The organism is Telluria sp. BA11, assembly GCF_056680305.1.
Genome location: NZ_CM155275.1, coordinates 2736406 through 2759630, shown reverse-complemented (window position 1 = coordinate 2759630; position 23225 = coordinate 2736406). Strand labels below are relative to the sequence as shown.

At 65.7% G+C, this 23225-nt stretch carries 17 protein-coding genes; 7 read left to right on the top strand and 10 right to left on the bottom strand.

What is annotated here, in order from left to right; genetic code table 11:
* Positions 1–38: 38 nt before the first annotated feature.
* The 6 genes from AC1MGT_RS12075 (at position 39) to AC1MGT_RS12050 (ending at position 8660) form a co-directional block, all read left to right on the top strand.
* Complete coding sequence (locus AC1MGT_RS12075) at positions 39–1097, top strand: LacI family DNA-binding transcriptional regulator (RefSeq protein ID WP_499500366.1); 1059 nt, start codon at positions 39–41, stop codon at positions 1095–1097.
* A 132-nt stretch (positions 1098–1229) separates the two neighbouring features.
* The gene (locus tag AC1MGT_RS12070; RefSeq protein ID WP_499500365.1) at positions 1230–2594 is read left to right on the top strand and encodes a GH1 family beta-glucosidase; all 1365 of its coding nucleotides are present in this window, start codon (positions 1230–1232) and stop codon (positions 2592–2594) included.
* A gap of 31 nt (positions 2595–2625) precedes the next feature.
* A complete protein-coding gene (locus AC1MGT_RS12065; protein WP_499500364.1) occupies positions 2626–5145 on the top strand; it encodes a glycoside hydrolase family 3 protein in 2520 nt (839 codons plus the stop codon).
* Positions 5142–6125 (top strand): glucokinase, encoded by a 984-nt coding sequence (locus AC1MGT_RS12060; RefSeq protein WP_499500363.1) that lies wholly within the window; start codon positions 5142–5144, stop codon positions 6123–6125. The genes AC1MGT_RS12065 and AC1MGT_RS12060 overlap by 4 nt, the downstream gene beginning before the upstream one ends.
* 10 nt (positions 6126–6135) lie before the next feature.
* A complete protein-coding gene (locus tag AC1MGT_RS12055; RefSeq protein WP_499500362.1) occupies positions 6136–7443 on the top strand; it encodes a sugar MFS transporter in 1308 nt (435 codons plus the stop codon).
* 233 nt (positions 7444–7676) lie between these two features.
* Positions 7677–8660, top strand: coding sequence for an IS5 family transposase (locus tag AC1MGT_RS12050; RefSeq protein ID WP_499500361.1), 984 nt, complete (start codon positions 7677–7679; stop codon positions 8658–8660).
* 301 nt (positions 8661–8961) lie between these two features.
* Here AC1MGT_RS12050 and AC1MGT_RS12045 read toward each other — a convergent pair whose 3' ends face one another.
* The 3 genes from AC1MGT_RS12045 to AC1MGT_RS12035 form a co-directional block, all read right to left on the bottom strand.
* Complete coding sequence (locus AC1MGT_RS12045; protein ID WP_499500360.1) at positions 8962–9975, bottom strand: cupin-like domain-containing protein; 1014 nt, start codon at positions 9973–9975, stop codon at positions 8962–8964.
* On the bottom strand, positions 9959–10669 hold the full coding sequence (locus AC1MGT_RS12040; RefSeq protein WP_183554635.1) for a SapC family protein: 711 nt from the start codon (positions 10667–10669) through the stop codon (positions 9959–9961). The genes AC1MGT_RS12045 and AC1MGT_RS12040 overlap by 17 nt, the downstream gene beginning before the upstream one ends.
* A gap of 140 nt (positions 10670–10809) precedes the next feature.
* Positions 10810–13842 (bottom strand): TonB-dependent receptor, encoded by a 3033-nt coding sequence (locus AC1MGT_RS12035; protein WP_499500359.1) that lies wholly within the window; start codon positions 13840–13842, stop codon positions 10810–10812.
* Positions 13843–14345: 503 nt separating this feature from the next.
* On the opposite strand from AC1MGT_RS12035, the gene AC1MGT_RS12030 reads away from it, so the two are divergent.
* Positions 14346–15929 carry a family 16 glycosylhydrolase gene (locus tag AC1MGT_RS12030; protein ID WP_499500358.1) on the top strand — a complete coding sequence of 528 codons (1584 nt, stop codon included), beginning with the start codon at positions 14346–14348 and terminating at the stop codon, positions 15927–15929.
* Between the two features lie 5 nt (positions 15930–15934).
* On the opposite strand, the gene AC1MGT_RS12025 is transcribed toward AC1MGT_RS12030, so the two are convergent.
* The 7 genes from AC1MGT_RS12025 to AC1MGT_RS11995 are packed head-to-tail and all read right to left on the bottom strand — an operon-like array spanning position 15935 to position 23207.
* Positions 15935–16825: a LytR C-terminal domain-containing protein gene (locus tag AC1MGT_RS12025; protein ID WP_499500357.1), complete on the bottom strand. Its 891-nt coding sequence runs from the start codon at positions 16823–16825 to the stop codon at positions 15935–15937.
* A 16-nt stretch (positions 16826–16841) separates the two neighbouring features.
* Positions 16842–17786 (bottom strand): type II secretion system F family protein, encoded by a 945-nt coding sequence (locus tag AC1MGT_RS12020; RefSeq protein WP_332531885.1) that lies wholly within the window; start codon positions 17784–17786, stop codon positions 16842–16844.
* Positions 17787–17793: 7 nt separating this feature from the next.
* Positions 17794–18774 (bottom strand): type II secretion system F family protein, encoded by a 981-nt coding sequence (locus tag AC1MGT_RS12015; RefSeq protein ID WP_499500356.1) that lies wholly within the window; start codon positions 18772–18774, stop codon positions 17794–17796.
* 10 nt (positions 18775–18784) lie between these two features.
* Complete coding sequence (locus AC1MGT_RS12010; RefSeq protein WP_499500355.1) at positions 18785–20131, bottom strand: TadA family conjugal transfer-associated ATPase; 1347 nt, start codon at positions 20129–20131, stop codon at positions 18785–18787.
* 37 nt (positions 20132–20168) lie between these two features.
* Positions 20169–21344 (bottom strand): CpaE/TadZ family protein, encoded by a 1176-nt coding sequence (locus AC1MGT_RS12005; protein ID WP_332531878.1) that lies wholly within the window; start codon positions 21342–21344, stop codon positions 20169–20171.
* 30 nt (positions 21345–21374) lie between these two features.
* A complete protein-coding gene (locus tag AC1MGT_RS12000; protein WP_499500354.1) occupies positions 21375–21647 on the bottom strand; it encodes a hypothetical protein in 273 nt (90 codons plus the stop codon).
* Positions 21648–21656: 9 nt separating this feature from the next.
* Positions 21657–23207: a type II and III secretion system protein family protein gene (locus tag AC1MGT_RS11995; protein WP_499500353.1), complete on the bottom strand. Its 1551-nt coding sequence runs from the start codon at positions 23205–23207 to the stop codon at positions 21657–21659.
* Positions 23208–23225 lie beyond the last annotated feature (18 nt).

Genomic DNA, 23225 nt, shown 5'->3' with positions numbered 1-23225 from the left:
GCGGTTATTTTGATCCACTCATCGAACAGGAATCGCACGTGGCGACAATCAAGGACGTAGCGCGGCTGGCCGGCGTCGGTCTCGGCACCGCCTCGCGCGTGGTCAGCGGCAAAGGCTCGGTCTCGCCCGCCACGCTCGAGCGCGTGCGCAAGGCGATCGACGAACTGGGTTTTCGCCCGTCGCACGCGGCGCGCGCCCTGCTGTCCGGCACCAGCCGGATGGTCGGCGTCTATATCCCGGTGTTGTCGGGCACCTTCTACACGCCGATCCTGCAGATCATCGATACCGAACTGCGCGCGGCCGGCCTGCACATGGTGGTGGCCTTTGGCGTGGGCCTGGGCGACGCGCGCAACCAGGCCATCGAAGGCATCGAATTTCTGATCGAGCGCGGCTGCGATGGCCTGATCATGATGACCAGCGCGCTGACCGATGACGACATCGCCGCGCTGGGCGCCAAGCGCCGCACGATCGTCTCGCTCAACCACGATTTCGCCGACCTGCCGGGCCAGTGCTTCACGGTCGACCATGCGCTGGGCGGGCGCCTCGCAGCGCGCGCGCTGCTCGATCATGGCCACCGCGACATCGCCGTCATCGCCGGGCCGAATGCGCTGGTCGACAACGTGGCGCGTGTCGATGGCTTCATGCACGAACTGCTGGCCGAAGGCCTCGATACCGACAAGGTCTGGATCGCCGAAAGCGACTTCTCGCCGCAGGGCGGCTGGCTGGCGGCCAAGGCGCTGGTCGAATCGAAGACGCCGTGCACGGCGCTGTTCTGCGCCAACGACGAGATGGCAGTGGGCGCACTGTCGTACTTCCAGGAAGCCGGCATCAGCGTGCCGCGCGACCTGTCGGTGATCGGCTACGACGACACGCCCAGCGCCGAATTCGCGGCGCCGCGCCTGACGTCGGTGCACATGCCGTGGCGCGAGATGACGCTGGCCGGCATCAACGCCCTGCTCAATCGCTGCTATGAGCTGGGCCGCCCGGTGGCGCGCACGTTCCCCGTCAGCGTGACGATGCGCGCATCGCTGGCCAGGGCCGCAGGCAGCAAGGCCAAACCCAAAGCCAAAGCCAAACACGAGGGCAAGAAAACATGACATCGCTGGCGCAGCCAGCACCGGCCGCGCGCGGCCATTTTTTTGGACACGAACTGGAAAGCTTTCCAAATGACTTGGATGTTTTCCCGAAAATTTTCATTCAGACCTTATTGACCAGATAAAGCGAAACCCATGACCACTGCCAACCGCCCCGAGCCACAAGCGCCGCAGCGCAGCGATTTTGCCCGCGATTTTTTGTGGGGCTGCGCCACATCGTCCTACCAGATCGAAGGCGCCGGCCGCGACGACGGCCGCGTGGAGTCGATCTGGGACCGCTTCGCCGCCACGCCCGGCACCATCCGCGATGGTTCCAACGGCCTGGTCGCGTGCGACCATTACCACCGCTGGCCGGAAGACTTCGACATCGCGCGCGGCATGGGCCTGAATGCCTACCGCTTCTCGATCGCCTGGCCGCGCGTCTATAGCGAAGGCGGCGGCGCGCCGAACCAGAAGGGCCTGGATTTCTATTCGCGCCTGGTCGACGGCATGCTCGAACGGGGCCTGCAACCATGGGCCACGCTGTACCACTGGGACTTGCCGCAAACGCTGCAGGATGCGGGTGGCTGGGAACATCGGGCGACGATCGATGCCTTCCTTGAGTACACCGACGCCATGACGCGCACGCTGGGCGACCGCGTCAAACACTGGATCACGCACAACGAGCCATGGTGCACGGCGATCATCGGCAACTTCGAAGGCTGGCATGCGCCCGGCAAGACCGACCTGAAGGCAGCGCTGCAGGTCGCGCATAATGTGCTCGTCTCGCACGGCAAGGCGGTGCCGCTGATCCGCGCGAACGTGCCGGATGCGCAGGTCGGCATGGCCGTCAGCCTGCATCCACTGCGCGCCGCGAGCGACAGCGCCGAGGACAGCGCGGCAAAGGAACGCCACGACGGCCTGCGCTACCGCTGGTTCCTCGATCCGCTGTTCGGCCGTGGCTATCCTGAAGCCACGCTCGCGCAGGTCGGCGCTGCAGCGCCCGACGTCGCGCCGGGCGACATGGACGCCATCGCGGTCAAGACCGATTTCATGGGCGTGAATTACTACTTCCCCGAAACCGTCGCGCATGCCGCCGGCCACGCGCCGCTGGACACCAAGGTGCTGCCGCCCACCGAAGGCGAGATCACCGCGATGGGCTGGCCCGTGGTGCCCGAGGGCCTGACCGAACTCCTGCTGCGCATCGAGAACGACTACCACCCGGGCCCGATGTACGTGACCGAAAACGGTTCGGCCTTTGACGACGTGGTGGGCGCCGACGGCGAGATCGACGATGTGCAGCGCCGCCATTACCTGATGCGCCACCTGGCCTCGCTCAAGGCCGCGATCGACGGCGGCGCGCCAGTCAAGGGCTACTTCGCCTGGAGTCTGCTCGACAACTTCGAGTGGGCCGAGGGCTATCTGAAGCGCTTTGGCCTCGTGCACATCGATTACGCTACGCAGCAACGCCGCCTCAAGAGCAGCGGCAAATGGTACGGCGCGTTCCTGCGCCAGGCATGAATTCCTATAACGACAACGAACGAGACAAACCATGACAGCCACGCTTCGCCCTTCCCTGCTCGCCCTTGCGATCGCCCTTGCCTTGCCTGCCTTCGCGCATGCCGCCCCGGTCGACACCAACCTGGCCGACTGGCCGCGCGTGACCAGCGCGGTCAAGAAGGACGCCGCGCTCGAGAAGCGCGTCCAGGAAATCGTCAGCAAGATGACGCTGGCCCAGAAGATCGGCCAGATGACGCAGCCCGAGATCAAGACCGCCACGCCGGCCGACGTGACCAAGTACTACCTTGGCTCGGTGCTTAATGGCGGCGGCAGCTGGCCGAACGGGAACAAGGCGGCCAGCGCCAAGGAATGGCTGGCGCTGGCGCAGGCGTACCACGACGCGTCGATGAAGACCGACATGGCAATCAAGGTGCCGGTCGTGTGGGGCACCGACGCGGTCCATGGCCACAACAACGTGCCGGGCGCCACGCTGTTCCCGCACAATATCGGGCTGGGCGCAGCGCGCAACCCGAAGCTGATGCGCGAGATTGGCGCGGCCACCGCGAAGGCCGTGCGCGCGACCGGCATCGCCTGGGTGTTCGGCCCGACGCTGGCCGTCGTGCGCGACGATCGCTGGGGCCGCACCTATGAAAGCTATGCCGAGCATCCGGAAGTCGTGCGCACCTACGCTGGCGAGTACGTCAAAGGCATGCAGGGCGCCTTCAAGGACGACGCCAACACCATTGCGACGGCCAAGCACTTCATCGGCGACGGCGGCACCAGGAACGGCAAGGACCGCGGCGTGACCGAGGCCAGCGCCGTTGACCTGATCAACATCCATGGCGCCGGCTACGTCCCGGCACTGACGGCGGGCGCGCAGACCGTAATGTCGTCGTTTAACAGCTGGACCGACACGGCGGCCGGCGTCGAGCATGGCAAGCTGCATGGCAGCAAAGTGGCGCTCACCGACATCCTTAAAAACAAAATGGGCTTCGATGGCTTTGTCGTCACCGACTGGAATGGCATCGGCGAAGTGAAAGGCTGCCGCAACGACAGCTGCGCCCAGGCGGTCAACGCCGGCAACGACATGTTCATGGTGCCGGACGATTGGAAAGCCTTCATCGCCAACACGATCAAGCAGGTCGAGTCGGGCGAGATTCCGATGGCGCGCATCGACGATGCCGTGACCCGCATCATCCGCGTCAAGCTGCGCGCCGGCCTGTTCGACAAGAGCCCGGCCCAGAACGCGTATGCGGGCAAGGACGATGCGATGCAGGCACGCGCGCTGGCGCGCCAGGCCGTGCGCGAGTCGCTCGTGCTGCTCAAGAACGAAGGCCCGGCCCTGCCCCTGAAGCGCGGCCAGAAAATCCTCGTCGTGGGCAAGAGCGCCGACGAGCTGTCGAACCAGAGCGGCGGCTGGTCGATCACATGGCAGGGCACCGCCACCACGAATGCCGATTTCAAGAACGCCGACACGATCCTGACGGGCATTCGCGAAGCGGCCGGCAGCGAGAACGTGCGCTTCAGCGTCGACGCGAAAGACGTCGACGTGACGCAGTTCGACGCAGTCATTGCCATCATCGGCGAGCGCCCGTATGCGGAAGGCGATGGCGACATCCACCCATCCGGCACGCTGCGCCACAGCAGCCGCTATCCGGAAGACCTGGCCGTGCTGCAGGCAGTGGCCGGCAAGGGCAAACCCGTGATTACCGTGATGGTCACGGGGCGGCCGGTGTACGGCAACGACCTGCTCAATCTGTCGGACACCTTCATCTCGGCCTGGCTGCCGGGTTCCGAGGGCAAGGGCGTGTCGGACCTGTTGATCGCAGGCGGCAAGCGCTATGACTTCCGCGGCACGCTGCCGTTCTCGTGGCCGAAGTCGGCCTGCCAGGTCAAGCTCAACGTCGGCGACAAGGAGTACGCACCGCTGTTCGCCTACGGCTACGGCCTGAAGGCGGGCACGCGCTCCAAGCTCGGCAAGCTCGATGAAACGATCCCGCAAGGCGGCTGCAGCGCCGGCAATACGTTCCCCGTGTTCAGCCAGGCCGACCGCACCAGCTTCCCTCTGGCGATCCGCAGCGGCGGGCAAACCACAGTGCTGGGCGCCGACCTGAATGCGAGCTTCACGCTGCCGGGCATCGTCGTGACGACCGCGCAGGTCAACACCCAGCAGGATGCCAAGATGGGCACCTGGACCGGCCCGGCCACACTCGAAGCGCGCGGTGCGCGCGCCATGGTGGTACCGGCAGCGGCGGCGAAGGATGGCGCGCTGCGCTTTGACACCATGGTCGCCAAGGCGCCAACCGGCAAGGTGATGCTCGCGATGCGCCAGGGTGCGAACGACACGGCGCTGGATGCCACGGGCCTGTTCAAGCGCCTGGCCGACGGCGGCAAGCACACGGTCTCGATCCCGCTGGCCTGCTTCCAGGCCAAGGGGATTGATCTGGCCAAGGTCGACACGCCGTTCAGCGTGACCAGCGACGGCCCGTTCACTGCGGCTTTCGCGAACATCGAGATCGCCGGTGGCGCTGCGAAAGAGGCCGATGCCGTGCGCTGCGAGGACCTGAAATGACGGCAGAGGTGACGCACGGCCTGCGGCTGCTGGCCGACATCGGCGGCACCAATGCGCGCTTCGCGCTGCAGTCCGATCCGGCTGGCGGCTTCGATGACGTCGAGGTGCTGGCCGGCGCCAGCTACCTGACGCTGGGCGACGCGATCCGCGCCTACCTCGAAGGCGCGCGTATGCGCGGAATGGCGGTCGACAGCGTGCGCCATGCGGCGCTGGCGATTGCCAATCCGGTCGAGGGCGACGAGATCCGGATGACCAACCACCACTGGGCCTTTTCGATCGAAGCGCTGCGGCAGGAACTGGGCTTGACCACGCTGTTGATGGTCAACGACTTCGCGGCGCTGGCGATGGCGCTGCCGCACCTGCCACCCGCCGGGCGCCAGCGCATCGGTGGCGGCATCGAACTGCCCAACCGGACCATCGGCCTGATCGGACCCGGTACGGGCCTGGGTGTCTCGGGCGTGGTCCCGGCCGGCGGACGCTGGATTGCGCTGTCGGGCGAAGGGGGGCACGTGAGCTTCGCGCCCGTCAACCGCGACGAGGTGGCGATCCTCGAGGCGCTGTGGAGCGAGTACGGCCACGTCTCGGCCGAGCGCCTGCTGTCGGGCATGGGGCTGGAGCTGATCCACTGGGCGCGCACCAGCCGGCGCATGAAGGCGGCGGACATCACCACGGCGGCCCTTGATGGGTCATGTCTCGAGTGCCAGGGCTCGGTGCGGGTGTTCTGCGCGATCCTGGGCAGTGTGGCTGGCAATGTCGCGCTCACGCTGGGCGCGACCGGCGGCATGTATATCGGCGGCGGCATCGTGCCGCGCCTGGGCGTGCTGTTCGAGCAATCGGCGTTTCGTGCGCGCTTTGAAGACAAGGGCCGCCTGGGTGATTATCTTGCGCGCATACCGACCTACTTGATTACTGAACAATATCCCGCCTTGCGCGGCGTTTCGGCTATGCTGTCGGATCAAATTTTTAGTCTGCACCAATAACGGAGAGACCATGCAGAATCCCATCCAGACCCCGACCGTGGCCAGTGCAGCGACGGACGGCGAACGCAATACGCATACCGGGGCGCTGTTCATCGTCACCATCCTGTTCTTCATGTGGGGCCTGATCACGTCACTCAACGACGTCCTGATCCCGCACCTGAAATCGATCTACACCCTCACCTACATGCAGGCGATGCTGGTGCAGCTGTGCTTCTTCGGCGCCTATGTCGTCGTCTCGCTGCCGGCCGGCGCGCTGATTCGCCGCCTCGGTTACCAGAACGGCGCTGTTGCCGGCCTGCTGGTCGCCGCCACCGGCTGCGCGCTGTTCTATCCGGCGTCGAACGGCGGCTACGGCCTGTTCCTGTTTGCGCTGTTCGTGCTGGCCAGCGGGATCACGATCCTGCAGGTCGCCGCCAACCCGTACGTCACCGTCCTTGGCCCTGCGCGCACCGCCGCCAGCCGCCTGACGCTCACGCAGGCCTTCAACTCGCTCGGCACCACGGTGGCGCCGGCGCTGGGCGGCTTCCTGATCCTGTCGACGGTGGCGCTGTCGGCCGACCAGCTGGCGCTGCTGCCGGAAGCCGATCGGATCGCGCACCGCGCGGCCGAAGCAGCTGCCGTGCAGGGCCCGTACCTGGGCCTGGCCGCGGCGCTCGCGCTGCTGGCCGTGCTGTTCGCACTGGCGCGCCTGCCGAAGATCGCGTTCCAGGACACCACCACCGCCGCCGTCGACGGCAAGGGCGGCGCGATGGCGTATCGCCACCTGGTGCTCGGCGCGCTGGGCATCTTCCTGTACGTGGGCGCTGAAGTCAGTATCGGCAGCTTCCTGATCAACTTCATCGGCGAGCCACACATTGCCGGGCTGTCGCATGCCGACGCAGCCCGCTACGTCAGCCTGTACTGGGGCGGCGCGCTGGTGGGCCGCTTCATCGGCTTTGCGGTGATGCGCTACGTCAGTCCGGGCAAGTCGCTGGCCGTCACCGCGCTCGGTTCGATGGCGCTGGTGCTCACCGCAATCTTCACCGATGGCAGCCTGGCGATGTGGGCAATCATCGCCGTCGGCCTGTGCAACTCGATCATGTTCCCGACCATCTTCAGCATGGCGCTGCACGGCCTGGGCAAGTTCACGGGCCAGGGTTCGGGCATCCTGTGCATGGCCATCGTCGGCGGCGCGATCGTGCCGTTCATCCAGGGCATCCTGGCCGACACCGTCGGCCTGCAGATCTCGTTCCTGGTGCCGGCAGCGTGCTACCTGTTCATCCTGTACTACGGCGTGAAGTACGCCGATCTGCACAAGCAGAAGGTGACAGCGGAATAAACGTCGCCGTCATCAACGAAAATGCCCGCACGCGATGCGGGCATTTTTTTGGACACAGCCGGGGTCAGGTCTGACATTCGGACACGAACTCAGCCTTAGCCACTTCCAATGGCGTCTTGCGCAGTATTAGCATGGCCCGGTGCTAGGGAGACGCTGATTAATTCGGCCGCTCCGGTTCCCGCCGGTGCCACAACCTGAGACAATGACGCTACGTTCCTCGCCCGCCATCGATCATGCAAAAGAGCTTCTCCGACCTCGAATACGCCGCCAAGAAAAAGCTCACGCGGCGCGACCTTTTTCTCGCTGAGATCGATAGCGTGACACCGTGGAGCAAGCTGCACAAACTGGTCGAGCCGTTCTATCCGAAGGTCGAAGGCGCTGGCCGTCCACCGATCGGGCTGGCGCGAATGCTGCGGATGTATGTGGCCCAACAATGCTTCGGTTTGTCGGACGAGGGCATTGAAGATGCGATCTACGACAGCCAGTCCATTCGCGCTTTCGTCGGCATCGATCTGGGCCGCGAGTCGGCGCCAGACGCGACGACGCTGCTCAAGTTTCGTCACCTGCTCGAAGCAAAAGATCTGACGCGCCAGATCTTCGATACGATCAACCGACACCTCGCCGAAAAGGGTTTGATGATGCGCGAGGGGACCATTGTTGACGCCACGCTGATCGCCGCGCCACCGTCGACGAAGAACAAGGATGGCAAGCGTGATCCGGAGATGCACCAATCGAAGAAGGGCAATGACTGGCACTTCGGGATGAAAGCGCACATCGGCGTTGATGCTGCGTCTGGCTTGGTGCACACCGTCGTGGGCACGGCTGGCAATGTCTCCGACGTGACGCAAGCACATGCGCTTTTGCATGGAGACGAGACCGCTGCGATCGGCGACGCCGGCTATCAGGGCGTGGAGAAGCGCCCGGAAAATGTTGGCAAAGCGGTGACCTGGCATGTCGCCATGAAGCGCTCCAAACGCAAGGCGCTGCCCAAAAACAAACTGGGCCGCATGACGGAAAAACTGGAGCATCTGAAGGCCAGCGTGCGCGCGAAAGTCGAGCATCCGTTCCATGTCATCAAGAACCTGTTCCGTCATCGAAAGACGCGCTACCGCGGCCTGGCGAAGAACACTGCGCAACTGTTTACATTGTTTGGCTTCGCCAATTTAGTGCTGGCTGGGCGACGATTTAGGGTCACTGAAACCCGAGTTGCGTCCTGAGCGCCAAAAGGCGCAAGGAATACCGCTATAACGCATAAAAACAGGCTGTAGTGATCTCTAAAAAACGAGATCGCAGCTGGAGCGCGACCGCGTCGCCAAAAAACCTCGGAGACGCCAAAATCGTCAATTGATCAGCGTTTCCCTAGCTGGTTACGGGTAGCTCACTGTCCAGATCGTGTCTAAATGTCAGACCTGACCCCGGCTTTTCACAGTATCAGCATGGCCAAGTGCAGCTAGTCCGACAGATGATTGTCCAGGTCGTGTCCGAATGTCAGACCTGACCCCGGCTTTTCAACGGGTGCTAGCGGTTCAGGCGCTTGAGCAGTTGGGCGCGCATCATGCGCGAGGCGTTGTCGTTCATCGGGGCGAGCAGGCCGCGTGCGCTTGGCGGGATATGCGCTGCCGTCTCGCCGTCGGCCTCGAACACGTAGTGCCGGAAGAGCTCGGCCCAGGCTGCGCGCTGCGCTGGCGGCAGGTCGCGCACCGTCATCAGCGCGTGCATCAGCGCGTTGTTGGGCGTGTCCATCCAGTCCGGCGACTGGCGCCACCAGTAATTGACCAGCACATTGACATCGTCCAGCGCCTCGACGTGGTGCCACCACATGCTGGGGATGAACAGCGCGTCGCCCGGCGCCAGTTCAGCGCTTTGCGCCTGTGCGAGCGCGTTGGCAAAGCGCGGGAAGCGCGCAAGGTCGGGCTGTGCGAAGTCGACCAGGCTGATGGGCTGGCCGGCCGGCGTCAGGTCGATCGGGCCGATGTACAGGTTGTGCTGCTGGCCTGGCGGGAACAGCGTGAAGCGGCGCCGCCCTGCCGCGATGCAGGCCAGGTTGTCCGGCAGGTCGTAGTGGGCGGCGATGCGGGTGCGGTTACCGATCCAGATCGACGCCAGCGGGTCGCGCGGGCCCAGGTCGACGTCGTTCTCGCCTCTGAAGCCCGGCAGTGCACCGTCGATCGTGGTTGAGCCGACGTAGATCGCGGGCGGCGCCGGCGTGGCCAGGTGCTTTGCCAGTTCATCGAGTACGGCATCGAGCCGCACCCGCAGCGACTGGAAATTGAAGCCATCGAGCGCCGCGTTGTAGAAGAAGCGGCCCTTGATGTCGGGCGGGCCGAGCATCGCATTGACAGTGGCGTCGCCGCACCAGCGGCGCAGGTAGTCGAGCGCTGCCTGCGGCGACTGGCGCCCTGCAGCGACCACCGGCCAGTGGGCCACCAGACCGCGCAGCAGCAGCGGCTCGGTCGATGCCAGGATCGTTGCATCGAGATCGGCCGGCGTCACACCGGCGAGCTCGCGGATGGCGTTAGCGGCCGGCGGCATCGCGGTGATTCTTGCGGTCGATCAGGTTGCGGAAGTTCGACAGCGAGGCCAGTGCGAAGTAAATCGGCGCCAGGTAGCCAGCGGCGTGCAGTTCGGCGATGGCGCTTGCCTCGAGCGCGCCCAGGCGTTCTTCGTGGATCGTGAAGAAGCCACCCAGGCGGTTCTGCGCGCCGTTGTCGAATTCCATGTCGAGCACAAAGGCATCGAGCAGGTCATGGCGCTTGAGCGCTTCGAGAAAACCGATATTGGCCTGCACACCGTTGTGGATGTTCGACAGCATGGTGCTGACCTTTTCCAGGTACTCGGTGTTGCCGCCATGCGGCTTGAACACCGGCTCGCCGTCGGTCGTGCTCACGCGCGGGTGGTCGAGGTCGACCTGGATCATCAGCTCGTCGCCATTGCGGCCGATGTAGAACGGCTGGCGCTCGTGCATCCACGGCACGAGCGGCGCATCCCAGCGGCCGTCTTGCAGGAACAGGTTTTCGTCTTCGGTAAAGCCCAGCAGCGCGATCGCTTCGAAGTTCGCGCCGTCTTCGAGCTGGCGGAAGATGATCGGATAGATCCCCTGCAGCGAGCGGAATTCGTCGGCGAAGGTCGGCACCCACGCGACTTCGCTGCCCAGGCCGGGGCGGTGGCCGGCGATGATGCGCAGGTCCTTGTGTTCGATATTGTTCAGCAGGGCGATATTGGGCATGGACGTCTCGTTGTCGTTATTGGAATCACGCGATGAAACGACAGCGGCGGGCCGGCTGATGCCGACCCGCCGCTGCGGTTGCAGGGCCGGTGTGCGGGAAGTCTACTCCCGAATACCGGCGCCGGCCAGATGCTGCGCGATCAGAATTTGTAGCGCGCTGCCAGCATGTAACGCGGACCCGACTGCGTCACGAACAGCACCTGCTGCTTGGTGCGGCCGTGCGTGCGCTGGATCTCGTCGGTCAGATTGATGCCCTCGAACGAGACGGACAGGTTCTTGTTGACGTTGTAGCCCACGCTCAGATCGAGCTGGCCGTACGCTTCGACGTAGTTCGGGTTCGGGCCCGAGCCGTCGAAGGTCGACGACAGGAACTCGTCGCGCCAGTTGTAGGCCGCGCGCACATTCCACTTGTCGTTCTCGAAGATACCCACCAGGTTGGCCGAGTCGCCCAGGCCGACCAGTGCGAACTGCTCGCCCACGCTGCCGTTGTCGTACTTCAGACCCGAATTAACGTAGGTGTAGTTGGCCTGCACGCCGAAGCCGCTGTTGCCGAACATGTGCTGGAGGTTGAATTCCAGGCCACGGATGTTCGCCTTCTTCTGGTTCGAATACGACGTGATGCGGAAGTTCGCGACCGGATCGGTGCCGATGGCCGTGATGGTGCCGGTGGCATCGCCCGACGCGTTGTTCGGCCCTGCGACCACACCAGGCTGGCCGTTGAAGTTACGGAAGATGTAGTTGCGGATGCAGGTGGTGTCCGCGGTCGTGCAGCTACCCAGCGCCGCATTCCAGTAGGCGCCGCCAACCGGCGTGCGCACGCCGAATGGCTGGGCGATGATCTGCGACTGGCCGGCGTAGTTCTCGAGCTGCTTGCGGAAGTGGTTGACCGACACGAAGCTCTGGCGGCCGTAGTACCACTCGAGCGCCAGGTCGAAGTTCTTCGACTTGACCGGCTCCAGCGCCGGATTGCCCTGCGAACCGGTGCCGCCTTCGACGCGCGCCAGCGTGTCGAGCACCTGGCCGCCGGCGATCTGGTCGTAGCGTGGCCGGCCGATGGTGTGACCGTAGCTGAAGCGGCCCTTGATGTCGTCGCGCAGCGCGATGTCGGCGTCAAAGCTTGGCAGCACGTGGTTGTACTTGCCCGTCAGCGTCGTGAAGCCCGACTGGCCGAACACCACCGGCAGCTCGTTCTGCGAGACCCAGCTGATCGCGATCGGGGTTGGCACCAGCGCGGTGGAGCTGACGTCCGTCTTCTCGTAACGCACGCCGAGCGAGGTATTGATCGGGTAGCGCGTGTTCCACTCGGTGTTGAACTGCAGGTACAGGCTCTTCGATTTTTCTTCGGTGCGGCGGTCGGTGTCGTAGGTGGTCTTCGGCACGTACAGCTGCGGCAGGCCGGACGCCTGGGCCACGATGTCGCGGATCTGGCTGAAGTTGAAGGTGTGGAAGCGGTCGAACAGGGCCGGGTTGTTGCTGCCGTTGACCTGGTCGAAGTACTTGCTCAGGCTATCGACGGTAAACAGGCTGGCCGGGTAGTCGGATGCCTGCGTCGCGCCGCCCCAGGTGTCGCGCTGCTGCACCGAGAACGCCGAGCGGTAATCGACCTTGGTCGCGCCCAGGCCGAATTTGACCTCGGATGCTTCGAGCACTTTCCAGCTGCCGTGCGTCTGGATCTGATCGACTTCGGTCTTCATGTAGCCGTTCTCGAACACCGAGCCGGTTACCTGCTGCGGGGCGCGCGCGTAGTCGGCGCCCTGGATGCTCAGGACCGGGAAGTCTTGCGAGAAGTCGGCGGTGGTGTTGCCGCGGCTGAAGCTCGCGGTGCCGATCACGTTGCTCGAACCCCATGGGCTGTCCGGGGTCGATTCGGCCGACGAGCTGTGCGCATCGAGCTCGAAACGCAGGTCGGGATTGACGCGCCAGACCGTGTTGAAGCCCAGCGATTTGTTTTCGCTGCGGGTGGCGAAGTCCGACACGCCCATCGCGATGTCGCTGTTACCGGCCGGGATGAATTCGGTGTAGGTCAGCGGACCGGCGATCGGGCCATCGGTCCAGCTGCTCGACGACGGGCCGAAGTTGAACCAGGCCGACATGTCGTTGCGGCGGGTGTGGATCTTGTTTTCCGAATAGGTGTAGTCGAGGGTGCTGGTGATCGACTTGTTCGGTGCGAACTGGAACACGACCTGGCCGTTGGTGCGCTCGCGCTGCACGCCGCTCAGGTTGTAGTTCAGGTTCTGCGGGGTCTGATACAGGTCGGTCGGACCAGGGCGGTTGGTGATCAGCTCCGAGCCAGGCTGGCCTGGCAGCGGGATTGCACCGTAGGTTGCCTGGTCGCCGCGGAACGGGCCCTTCCAGCCATTGGCCACCGAAGCGCGGTTGTAGCCCAGGTTACGTTCCTGGTAGCTGGCCGACAGGCCGATGCCGAAGCGGCCGTCGGCCGAGGTGTTCGAGTAGATGCCCGAGACTTCCGGCGTGACCTTGTTGCCGTGCTGGAGGCCGTCCGGCAGGTTGGTGGCCGACGTGTCATGCACGCCCTTGATGCCGATGCTGGCCTGCATGCCAGGGCGCGACAGCGGCCGCGCGGTGATCACGTTGATGGTCGCGCCCACGCCGCCGGTCGGGGTCTCGGCGCGGCTCGATTTGTAGACCTGCAGCTGCGAGATGGCTTCGGAGGCGATGTTGGCGAAGTCAAACGCGCGGCCATTGCGGTCGCCCAGGTTCGACACCGGCATCTGGCGGCCATTGAGCAGCACCAGGTTGAAGTCAGGGCCGACGCCACGCACGGTGATCTTCGAGCCTTCGCCGATTTCGCGGTCGATCGACACGCCCGAAATGCGCTGCAGCGATTCGGCCAGGTTCGTATCGGGGAATTTGCCGATGTCTTCGGCGACGATACCGTCCACGAAGCCCTGCGCATTGCGCTTGAGGTTCATCGACGATTCGAGACTGGCGCGCAGGCCGGTCACGACGACGGTCTGCGTGCCGTTTTGCGCGGGGCCGGTGATCGATGCGGTGGGATTGCTGGCCGCGTCGACCGCCTGGTTCGGGGCGCTGGTCGCGGTCTCGGCTGGCGGCATGCTGGCCGCTTCCTGGGCAAACGCCGGCATGAACGCCGCGCATGCGCTGGCAACTGCCAGACTGATCAAGGTCTGTTTAGCCTTTGGGTAGTACATGTCTTCTCCTGTTTTTATAAATATGACCGTGCTCAGACACGGTGTCTCCGCCATCCGGATGCGTCGCCGCTGCCCCCGGGTACTGCCTTTCAAACCCGGGCGCCTCCTTGCCCGGCTACACGCCACCATGTGGTGCAGCGAGACCGATCGGCTGGTGCCGATGGCCTCGCTACGTGAATCGCCGGGTGCGCGCTGCACTGTGTCATGTGTCCTCGGCTCCTTGGCGGGTTGCGCCAATCGGGCATCGAAGGGAATTTGTCCGTCGCATGGAAACGTTTCCATGCAGTGATCTGAATCTTAGAGTTATGAAAATAAATTGTCAACGGAATATTCCGTTACCTCGTCAACCGGTGTGACGTAGTTTTGCAACACTTTGGTGCGCAGGCACCGCCGCCTGTCCCTACCAGACGTGAGTGGCGGGCGCATCGCCTGCATTGACGGGATGTCTTCGGCGAGCTATAGTCGGCTTGACGTTTTGGTAACGTTTCCAAACTGGAGCATGCATGCACCATTTTCTGGCCCTTTGCGCACGGCGCGTCTCCCGCAGCACCCTGCTCGCCGCTGTCTGTGTCACTTTCAGCGGTGCCGTGCATGCTGCTGCGCCGGCGCCCGCCTTTGCCTGGCCCGGTGGCGCGCGCGCTGCCGTCAGCCTCGCCTACGACGACGCGCTCGACTCGCAACTCGACAACGCGCTGCCGGCGCTGGACCGCCACGGCATCAAGGGCACCTTCTACCTGCAGCTATCGAGCCCGCCGGTGGCAGCGCGCCTGCCGGCATGGCGCGTTGCCGCTGCCCGCGGCCATGAACTGGGCAACCACAGCCTGTTCCACCAGTGCTCAAGCAAAGGCCCGGACCGCGGCTGGGTCGCTGCGCATCGCGACCTCGCAACGACCAGCCGCGCACAGATGGTCGACCAGGTCCTGCTGGCCAACACGATGCTCGAAGCGATCGACGGCCGGCGCGAGCGTACCTACACGGCGCCCTGCGGCGACGTGCAGGCGCTGGGCGGCGACTACCTGCCCGCACTGCACCCGGCATTCGTCGCAATCAAGGCGGGCAACGGGCCAGGCGTGCCGGCTTCGATGGCGGCGGTCGATCCGTATCAGGTCGCGTCGGTCGGCCCGGTGGGCGCCAGCGGCGCGGAACTGATCGCGCTGGTGGAGCAAGCCGTCGCACGCGGCACGATGGTTGCCTTCACCTTCCACGGCATCGGGGGCGACCACCTGAGCGTGTCGTCACAGGCGCATGAAGAACTGGTGCGTTACCTGGCTGCGCACCGTGACGTGGTCTGGACCGATACGTTCATCAACATCATGCAGCATCTCAGGCAGCAAGTTACACAGGCGCAGGCGCGCCCGCCTGGCTGGACGCTGGCCTGGAGCGATGAATTCAGCGGCGCGACGCTCGACCGCACGATCTGGACGCTGGAGACGGGCGGCCATGGCTGGGGCAACAACGAGATGCAGTTCTACACGGCGCGACCCGAGAACGTGCGCGTCGAGGACGGCCATCTGATCATCGAGGCGCGCAAGGAACGCTACGAAGGCAAGGATTACACGTCGGCGCGGCTCAAGACAGCCGGCCTGAAAGAGACGCAGTACGGGCGCTTCGAGGCGCGCATCAAGGTGCCGAAGGGCCAGGGCATCTGGCCGGCGTTCTGGATGCTGGGCGCCGACATCGGCAAGGTGGGCTGGCCGCGCAGCGGCGAGATCGACATCATGGAAATCATCGGCAAGGAACCGCGCAATGCCTACGGCACGCTGCACGGGCCGGGCTACTCGGGCGAGCACGCGTTCAGCAAATCGATCGCGCTGGACGTCGCCGACTATGGCGACGACTTCCACGTGTTCGCCGTCGAGTGGGAACCGCAGGCGATCCGCTGGTACCGCGACGGCGTGCATTACCACACCGCCACGCCGGCCCTGGTGAAAGGCGACTGGGTATTCGAGCACCCGTTCTTCGTGCTGCTGAACCTTGCCGTCGGCGGCTACTGGCCCGGCTACCCGGACAGCACGACCGCGTTCCCGCGCCGGATGCTGGTCGATTATGTGCGGGTGTATCGCAAGGACGCGGCCCCGGCGCCGTGACTGGTTCAGCGCAGCGCCAGTGACTCTGCCCCGTCCGCATTCAGATGCAGCATGGCGCCGCGATGCGCCAGGTCGCGGCCCAGCACCAGGCGCAGGTTGGCCGGCGCGCGGCGCTCGACTTCCTGCAGATGCACGCTGCCCACGCGCTGCGCCAGACGCCGGGCCGCATCGACGTGGGCTGCGTCGTATTCGATGCGCGTGTGGCGCACCGCAAAGCCGGGCTGGTTCGACAGGCGCGTGACCCGCAAACTAGGTGCGTCGATCCGGCGCGCCAGTGCGCGCGCCATCCCGGTCACGCCATTGCCATTGCTGATCTCGAGACGCGTCACGGCCGGCGGCAGTGACAGCGGCTGCAAGGCAGACTGCACCACAGGCGCGCTTGCCGGTATGCGGCGCAGTTCCATCATGCCGTCCACGCCAACGTGAATCTGCGCCTGCGCCCAGCCGGGCTGTGGGGTTTCCATCGCCTGGCCGAGCGCGGCCACGGCTGTCTGGCCACCGGTCGCAGCGAAGTCGGCGCGCAAGTCGTGCTGGCGCAGCGACGCAGCCTGGCGCAGCATCTGCCGCGCGCGGGCATCCTGTCCCAGCGCCGCCAGCGCTTCGCCCAGCAACTCCCACGAATGGGCGACCAGCGGGTCGAGCAGGCAGGCCCGTTCCAGCGCCACGCGGGCAGCGTCGTAATCGCCGTTGCGCAGATACGCGCTACCCAGATCGGCGAACCGGTAGGCAGTATCCGGTCCGGCATCGGCCGGTGGCGACGCGGCCAGGTCGCGCCAGACAGCAAGCGATCCTGGCTCCACGCCAACTGGCGCCTGAAGCGGCGCGCACGCCGCAAGGCCCGCGCACAGCAAGGCCAGCCTGGTGAATCGGGTGTTCCGGTGAATGGTCAGGCGCATGGCGGCCTCCTTGGGTTCAGCGCGCGCTGGCCAGCGCGCTCATGGCACGGGAAATCTGGATCGCCGCCGGTCCCAGAAGAACCATCATCAGCGTCGGGAAAATACAGAAGATCAGCGGGAACAGCAGCTTGAGGCCAATGCGCGCAGCGGTTTCTTCGGCGATCATGCGCCGCTTGTGGCGCAGATTGTCGGCATACACACGCAATGCGTCGCCCACGCTGGTGCCGAAGCGTTCGGACTGGATCAGCATGGCCACCAGGGTATCGACATCGTCGACGCCGGAGCGCAGCGCGAAATTGCGCAGTGCCTTTTCCTTGCTGAAGCCGGCGCGCATTTCCATCAGCACGATCTGCATCTCCTGCGCCAGCACCACGCTCTTGATATGGATTTCGGCGGCCACCTTGACCAGTGCGCGCTCCAGGCTCAGGCCCGCCTCGACGCACACCGTCAACAGGTCGAGTGCATCGGGAATGGTCTCGAAGATCTCGCGCCGGCGCCGCTTGACGCGCCGCGCCAGCACGGCGTTGGGCAGGTAGTAGCCAAGCGCCGCGCCACACAGCAGGATCATCAGCACCATGCGGACCGACATATCCCCGCGCAACAGCATCACGGGCACCAGCACGGCGGGCGCCAGCAGCGCCAGCGCCGTCTTGGCGGCGAAGTACAGAGTGGGCGCCGCCGGGTTGCGCCAGCCGGCGTTCATGAAGCGGGTGCGCAGCGTCGATTTTTCCCAGCCTTCTTCGGGGATCGACAGCCGGGTGAGCGGCCGGGCAACGCTGGCGACACGCTCGATCCAGCGCAGGCGCGGCGCGTCACCAATGCCCGGCACCGCGCGCTGGCCGAGAAGACGGCGCAGACGCTCGCGCAGGGCCACCGGCGCGAACAGGGCCAGCGCGACCCAGCACAGCGCGCATACGACAACGAAGACAATCAGCAAAAACAACAGTTGCATGGTATTCATCGCGGCCTCATACGCGGATGCGGATAGTCTGGCGCAGCCACAGTACGCCAAAGATGATCATGCCCAGCCCGTACCACAGCAGCCGCTGGCCGCTCGGGTCGGTCCACAGCATGCTGACATACTGCGGGCTGCTCAGCGTCATCACGCCCATCACGCCAAATGGCAGCAAGCCCAGAATCCAGGCCGACATGCGGCCTTCGGCCGACAGCACCCGCACCTGGGCCACGAGTTTCAGGCGGGCGCGGATGATGCCGCTGATATTGCCGAGGATTTCGGCCAGGTTGCCACCCGAATCGCGCTGGATCAGCACTGCGATCACCAGGTAGCGCAGGTCGGTCAGCGGAATACGCGCGGCCAGGCCGTGCAGCGCTTCGTTCATCGGTACGCCGTAATTGATCTCTTCACGCGCGATGCGAAATTCACCGGCCAGCGGCTCGGGCATTTCATTGCCGACGATCTGCAGCACGTTGATGAACGAGTGCCCGGCGCGCAGCGCACGCGCGATGAAGTCCGCTGCCTCCGGCAGCTGGTACTCGATGCGGATCAGGCGCCGCCTGCGCATGCGCTGCAGCAGCCACCAGGGCAGGCCATGACTGGCCACGCACAGGAGCAGGCGCACCGGCAGCGGCAAGTCCCAGATGCTGCACGCCACCAGGACCGTGATCACGCAGCCGAAGGTGGCGCCAATGAAGTGGCTGACGGTCCAGCGGGCCCCCGCCTGCACCAGCAGCGCATCGATGCGCTGGGCCAGCACCGCCCGGTGCAGCAGCCGGTCCAGTGCAGGCCGGCGGCTGTAGGGACGCTGCTTGAGGATCGAGATGCGTTCGCCCGAACGTGTCTGCGTACCGCTGGACATGACCTGCAGGCGGCGTGCAATGCGGCGCGCCGCAGCGCCGCGGGTACTCATCCACCACAGGTAGAAGCCTTCGACCGCCAGGATGACGGCGGCGAACAGCACCACGACGAAACCGTAGAACAGGATGTCCATGACCGCTCCTTCAATCAAATACGCGGTCGGGATCGAACGTGTCGTCCGGCACCGGCACCCCGAACAGCTTGAGGCGGTCGGCAAAGCGCGGCCGCACACCGGTCGCGCTGAAGTGGCCGAGCACCCTGCCCTGCGGGTCAACGCCGCGCTGTTCGAACAGGAAGATCTCCTGCATCGAAATGACCTCGCCTTCCATGCCGGTGATCTCCTGCATGCTCACCAGCTTGCGCGTGCCGTCGGTCAGGCGCGAAACCTGCAGCACCACCGTCACCGCCGAAACAATCTGCTGGCGGATCGCGCGCGGCGTCAGGTTCACGGCGGCCATGCTGACCATGTTTTCCAGGCGCGACAGCGCGTCGCGCGGCGTGTTCGAGTGGATCGTGGCGAGCGAGCCTTCGTGGCCCGTGTTCATCGCCTGCAGCATGTCGAGCGCCTCGGCGCCGCGCACTTCGCCCAGGATGATGCGGTCGGGCCGCATGCGCAGTGCGTTGCGTACCAGCGCGCGCTGCGTGACTTCGCCCTTGTCCTCGATATTCGGCGGGCGCGTTTCCAGGCGCACGACGTGCGGCTGGCGCAGTTGCAGCTCGGCCGCGTCCTCGATCGTCACGACCCGTTCGCTGGCCGGGATGAAGCCCGAGATCAGGTTGAGCAAGGTGGTCTTGCCGCTGCCGGTGCCGCCCGAGATCAGGATGTTGACCTTGGCCATGCCCAGGCTTTCGATCACCCGGATCATCGGCGGCGCCATGCTTTTGTACTCGAGCAGGTTGTGCACCGTCAGCGGGCTGCCGCCGAAGCGGCGGATCGACAGGATCGGCCCGTCAACGGCCAGCGGCGGGATGATGGCGTTCACGCGCGAGCCGTCCGGCAGGCGCGCATCGACCATCGGACTCGATTCGTCGACCCGGCGCCCTACGCGCGAGACGATCTTTTCGATGATCTTCATCAGGTGCGCGTTGTCGTGGAAGGTGACGTCGGTCAGTTCGAGCTTGCCGCGCCGCTCGACCCAGACCTTGCTGGCGGTATTGACCAGGATGTCCGAGATCGTCGGATCGGCCAGCAGCGGCTCCAGCGGGCCGAAGCCCAGCATCTCGTGCTGGATGTCGAGCACCAGGTGGTGGCGCTCGTGCTGGTTCAGCACGATGCGTTCGTCTTCGATGATGCGCTGGACCAGCAGCGCCAGCTCGTGCTTGAACTGTTCGGCGGTCAGGCGCTTCAGGCGTTCCAGGTCGATCCGGTCGAGGATCATCTGATGCATCAGCTTCTTGAGCTCCTGGTAGGCCTGGTTCGGGGCGTCGTGCGATTCGGCGCCGGTCGGGCGCTCGGGGTCGGACAGTGCAAGGCGTTCGCGAAGGGACATCGATGTCTCCGGTGCGTGGTTCAGCGTGGGGAACGAATCAGTCGTCGTGATCCTGGCGCCCGAACAGGCGCCCCAGCAGGCCGCGGCTTTCGTGGACGCGCTGCGCGGTCACCAGTTCGACCAGATCGGCCAGGCTGCGCGCGGCGGCGCTCGAGCGCGACAACTGCAGCACCGGCACACCCTGATTCACCGAATCGGTGACCGCGATGTAGTCGTTGGGGAAGGTGTGCACCACTTCGCAGCCCAGCGCCGCATGCAGGTCCTGCAGACGCAGCTTGCCGCCTTTTTCGTAGCGGTTGACGATCAGACGAATGTTGTCGAGCACGTAGCCGAGCGAGCGGAAGATGTCGAGCAGGCGGCGCGCATCGCGGATATCGGGCAGCGCCAGTTGCAGCAACGGGTAGATCGTGTCGGTCACGTCCAGCGCGCGCAGCGACACGGCGTCGATCTGGCGCCCGACGTCGAGCAGCACGTAGTCGTAGTGCTGCCGCGCCACGCGCAGGATGGTGTCGATGTGTTCGGGCTTGGCCTGCCGCTCGTGGGATGGATCGTCGGCCGCCGCCAGCACGCCGAAGCCCGGCGTGACGTGCACCAGGCACGATTCGAGAAACGGCCCGTCGATGCGGGCGATCTGGGCGCATACGTCCGACATCGTCATGGCCGGCTTCTGGTCCGACACGTACAGGGCGGCGTCGCCGAACTGGCCGTGCAGGTCGATCAGCAACACCTTCTTGCCCGCCAGCGAGGCGAGCGCGTAGCCGAAATTGGTCGAGATGAAGGTGGCGCCGCTGCCGCCCTTGCAGGCGATGAAGGCCAGCACCTTCCCGTCGCGCATGGTCGACATGCCGGCGGCGCTCGCAATGCGGTCCATCGCTTCATGAAAGGCGCGGTGCACCAGCGGCAGTTGCAGCAGCTCGCGCACGCCGGCGCGCATCGCGGTAATCAACAGGTCGGGCTGGTGCTGGGTAGTCAGCAGCATCAGTTGCGCGGTCGGATACTGCCGGCCCAGGCGCTCGAGCAGGCTGGCCTCGGACGGTTCGAGGTTGCTGGCATCGACGATCACGAGTTGCGGCGCGTCGGGATCGGGGCGGTCGAGCGCCTCGCGCAGGCCGGCGCGGGTCGCGCCCAGGTGCAGGGGCGGCACCCGCGCGGCGCCCTGGGCGGCCAGTTCCGCGTACAGATGGCTGTCCCGGCTGATCAGGAGCGCTCTCATGAAATCCTCGGTAAGGGTAGGGCCGCGCGCTTACTGCGAACGGATCATGGGCGCCGGCTGGCCGGTGTCCGGTTGTGCGAACGAGCGCTCGTAGTTGTCGATGGCCGCGCGCGCGGCCCGGCCATCGAGCCCCGCGGCGGGGTTGCGGCTGGCGCCCGCTGCCGGGTCGATCGTCTGCGCGGCCAGGTTGGCCCGGGTCGCCGTGCCGAACTGGCTGTCCCATTGCGGCGTGGTCGAGATGCAGCCCTGCGCGCCGCAGGCCAGCAGCACCAGCGCCGCCCGGCGTGTGAATGTGGATGCCATGCTGCTCTCCTATTCCGGTTCGGGGCCGCCTGCGGCCTGCGCCGGTGCGGGTGGGACAGGCGCCGTGCCAGCAGCGGGCGTGCTGGAGGCGGGCATGCCTTCGAGGCGGCCGCCAAGCAGCACGCCAGCGCGCGACGGTGGGTCGAACCGATCGGTCGGCAAGCTCAGGCTGCCGGCCGGCAGCGGCTTGACCAGGCGCGCCGTGATGACGAAGACCAGTTCGGTGCGCTCCTGCTGGAAGTCGGTACTGCGAAACAGCGCGCCCAGTATCGGCACGTCGCTCAGTCCCGGCAGGCCTTTCAGGTTGGCGACCAGGTTGTTGCGCACCAGGCCACCGATGGCGAAGCTCTGGCCGTCGTGCAGCTGCACCGTGGTGCTGGCGCGGCGCGTGGTCAACAACGGCATGATCGCGGTGCCCGCAATGCCGGCGGCGCTGATGCCGATCCCTTCGCGCGACAGCTCCGACACTTCGGGCGCGACCTTCAGGTTGATGAGACCTCCGCCCAGCACCGTCGGGGTAAAGCGCAGGCCGACGCCGAATTCTTTCTCTTCCAGCGTCACCTTGTTATTGTCTTGCGCCACCGGGATGAAGAACTTGCCGCCGGCCAGGAACGCGCCTTCCTGCCCGCTGATGGCCAGCACATTCGGTTCGGCCAGGATGCGCACCAGGCCATCGAGCTTGTCGGTGTCGATGCCGAAGCGGTTGCCATTGGTCTTCAGGCCAGCCAGGCCGCCGCGCGCCAGGCCGCTGAGAAAATCGGTGGCCAGCGTGGTGGTCCAGCTGCCGGACCCGAAGTTCAGACGCACCCCGGTTTCCAGCCGCTCGAGCAGCGTGCGCGCGACTTCGGCCACCTTGACCTCGAGCTGCACCTGCTGGGGCGCGCTGACCGCCAGCAGGTTGATCACGCGGGCGCTGGCGCCACCTGCCCCGGCAGCGGCGCCGCCGCCGCTGCCATTGCCGACCTGGATCACGCCGTCGGTCGCGTTGTCCTTGTCGGCCGCCGGCAACTGGCGCAGCGGGCGGCGCACATAGGCGCCGGCCAGTTCCACGGCGCGGTTGACGGCAACAGCGTCGCTGACGGTGCCGGTCAGCACCAGCGTGTCATTGGCGGCCATCACCCGGATATCCTTCTCGTGCGGCATGGCGACGGCCAGCATCGCTTGCAGGCTGGCCGGGTCCATCGCGACCGTGATGTCGATCACGCTGCACGCGCCGCTGCGACCCTGCACGATCATATTGGTGGTGCCGACATCGACGGCGGCGATATACAGCGTGTCCGCTGCGACCAGCATCGCCTGCACGACGGCCGGGTTGCCGACGCTGCGCCGGGTGACTGCTTCGGGCAGGCGCAGCATGGTCGACTTGCCCATCTGAAGCGCCATGGTGGCAGGACGCGCGGCCTCGCCCTGGCAGCCGCCGTTCAGGCGCAGCCCCGACTGCGCTGCCACGTCAGGTGGTACCGTTTTTTTGGCTGCCGGGGCAGCCAGGGCCAGTGCGCTCAGGCCTGCCAGGACGGCCGCCAGGCAGGCGCGCAGTGCGATCGTGGAATGTCGGTGCATGATCGGTCCAGTCGAAGA

Bases quoted from the DNA above. Each gene is read 5' to 3' on its own strand.
- AC1MGT_RS12070 (WP_499500365.1), top strand. From the start codon at position 1,230: ATGACCACTGCCAACCGCCCCGAGCCACAAGCGCCGCAGCGCAGCGAT.
- AC1MGT_RS12065 (WP_499500364.1), top strand. From the start codon at position 2,626: ATGACAGCCACGCTTCGCCCTTCCCTGCTCGCCCTTGCGATCGCCCTT.
- AC1MGT_RS12060 (WP_499500363.1), top strand. From the start codon at position 5,142: ATGACGGCAGAGGTGACGCACGGCCTGCGGCTGCTGGCCGACATCGGC.
- AC1MGT_RS12055 (WP_499500362.1), top strand. From the start codon at position 6,136: ATGCAGAATCCCATCCAGACCCCGACCGTGGCCAGTGCAGCGACGGAC.
- AC1MGT_RS12050 (WP_499500361.1), top strand. From the start codon at position 7,677: ATGCAAAAGAGCTTCTCCGACCTCGAATACGCCGCCAAGAAAAAGCTC.
- AC1MGT_RS12045 (WP_499500360.1), bottom strand. From the start codon at position 9,975: ATGCCGCCGGCCGCTAACGCCATCCGCGAGCTCGCCGGTGTGACGCCG.
- AC1MGT_RS12040 (WP_183554635.1), bottom strand. From the start codon at position 10,669: ATGCCCAATATCGCCCTGCTGAACAATATCGAACACAAGGACCTGCGC.
- AC1MGT_RS12035 (WP_499500359.1), bottom strand. From the start codon at position 13,842: ATGTACTACCCAAAGGCTAAACAGACCTTGATCAGTCTGGCAGTTGCC.
- AC1MGT_RS12030 (WP_499500358.1), top strand. From the start codon at position 14,346: ATGCACCATTTTCTGGCCCTTTGCGCACGGCGCGTCTCCCGCAGCACC.
- AC1MGT_RS12025 (WP_499500357.1), bottom strand. From the start codon at position 16,825: ATGCGCCTGACCATTCACCGGAACACCCGATTCACCAGGCTGGCCTTG.
- AC1MGT_RS12020 (WP_332531885.1), bottom strand. From the start codon at position 17,786: ATGAATACCATGCAACTGTTGTTTTTGCTGATTGTCTTCGTTGTCGTA.
- AC1MGT_RS12015 (WP_499500356.1), bottom strand. From the start codon at position 18,774: ATGGACATCCTGTTCTACGGTTTCGTCGTGGTGCTGTTCGCCGCCGTC.
- AC1MGT_RS12010 (WP_499500355.1), bottom strand. From the start codon at position 20,131: ATGTCCCTTCGCGAACGCCTTGCACTGTCCGACCCCGAGCGCCCGACC.
- AC1MGT_RS12005 (WP_332531878.1), bottom strand. From the start codon at position 21,344: ATGAGAGCGCTCCTGATCAGCCGGGACAGCCATCTGTACGCGGAACTG.
- AC1MGT_RS12000 (WP_499500354.1), bottom strand. From the start codon at position 21,647: ATGGCATCCACATTCACACGCCGGGCGGCGCTGGTGCTGCTGGCCTGC.
- AC1MGT_RS11995 (WP_499500353.1), bottom strand. From the start codon at position 23,207: ATGCACCGACATTCCACGATCGCACTGCGCGCCTGCCTGGCGGCCGTC.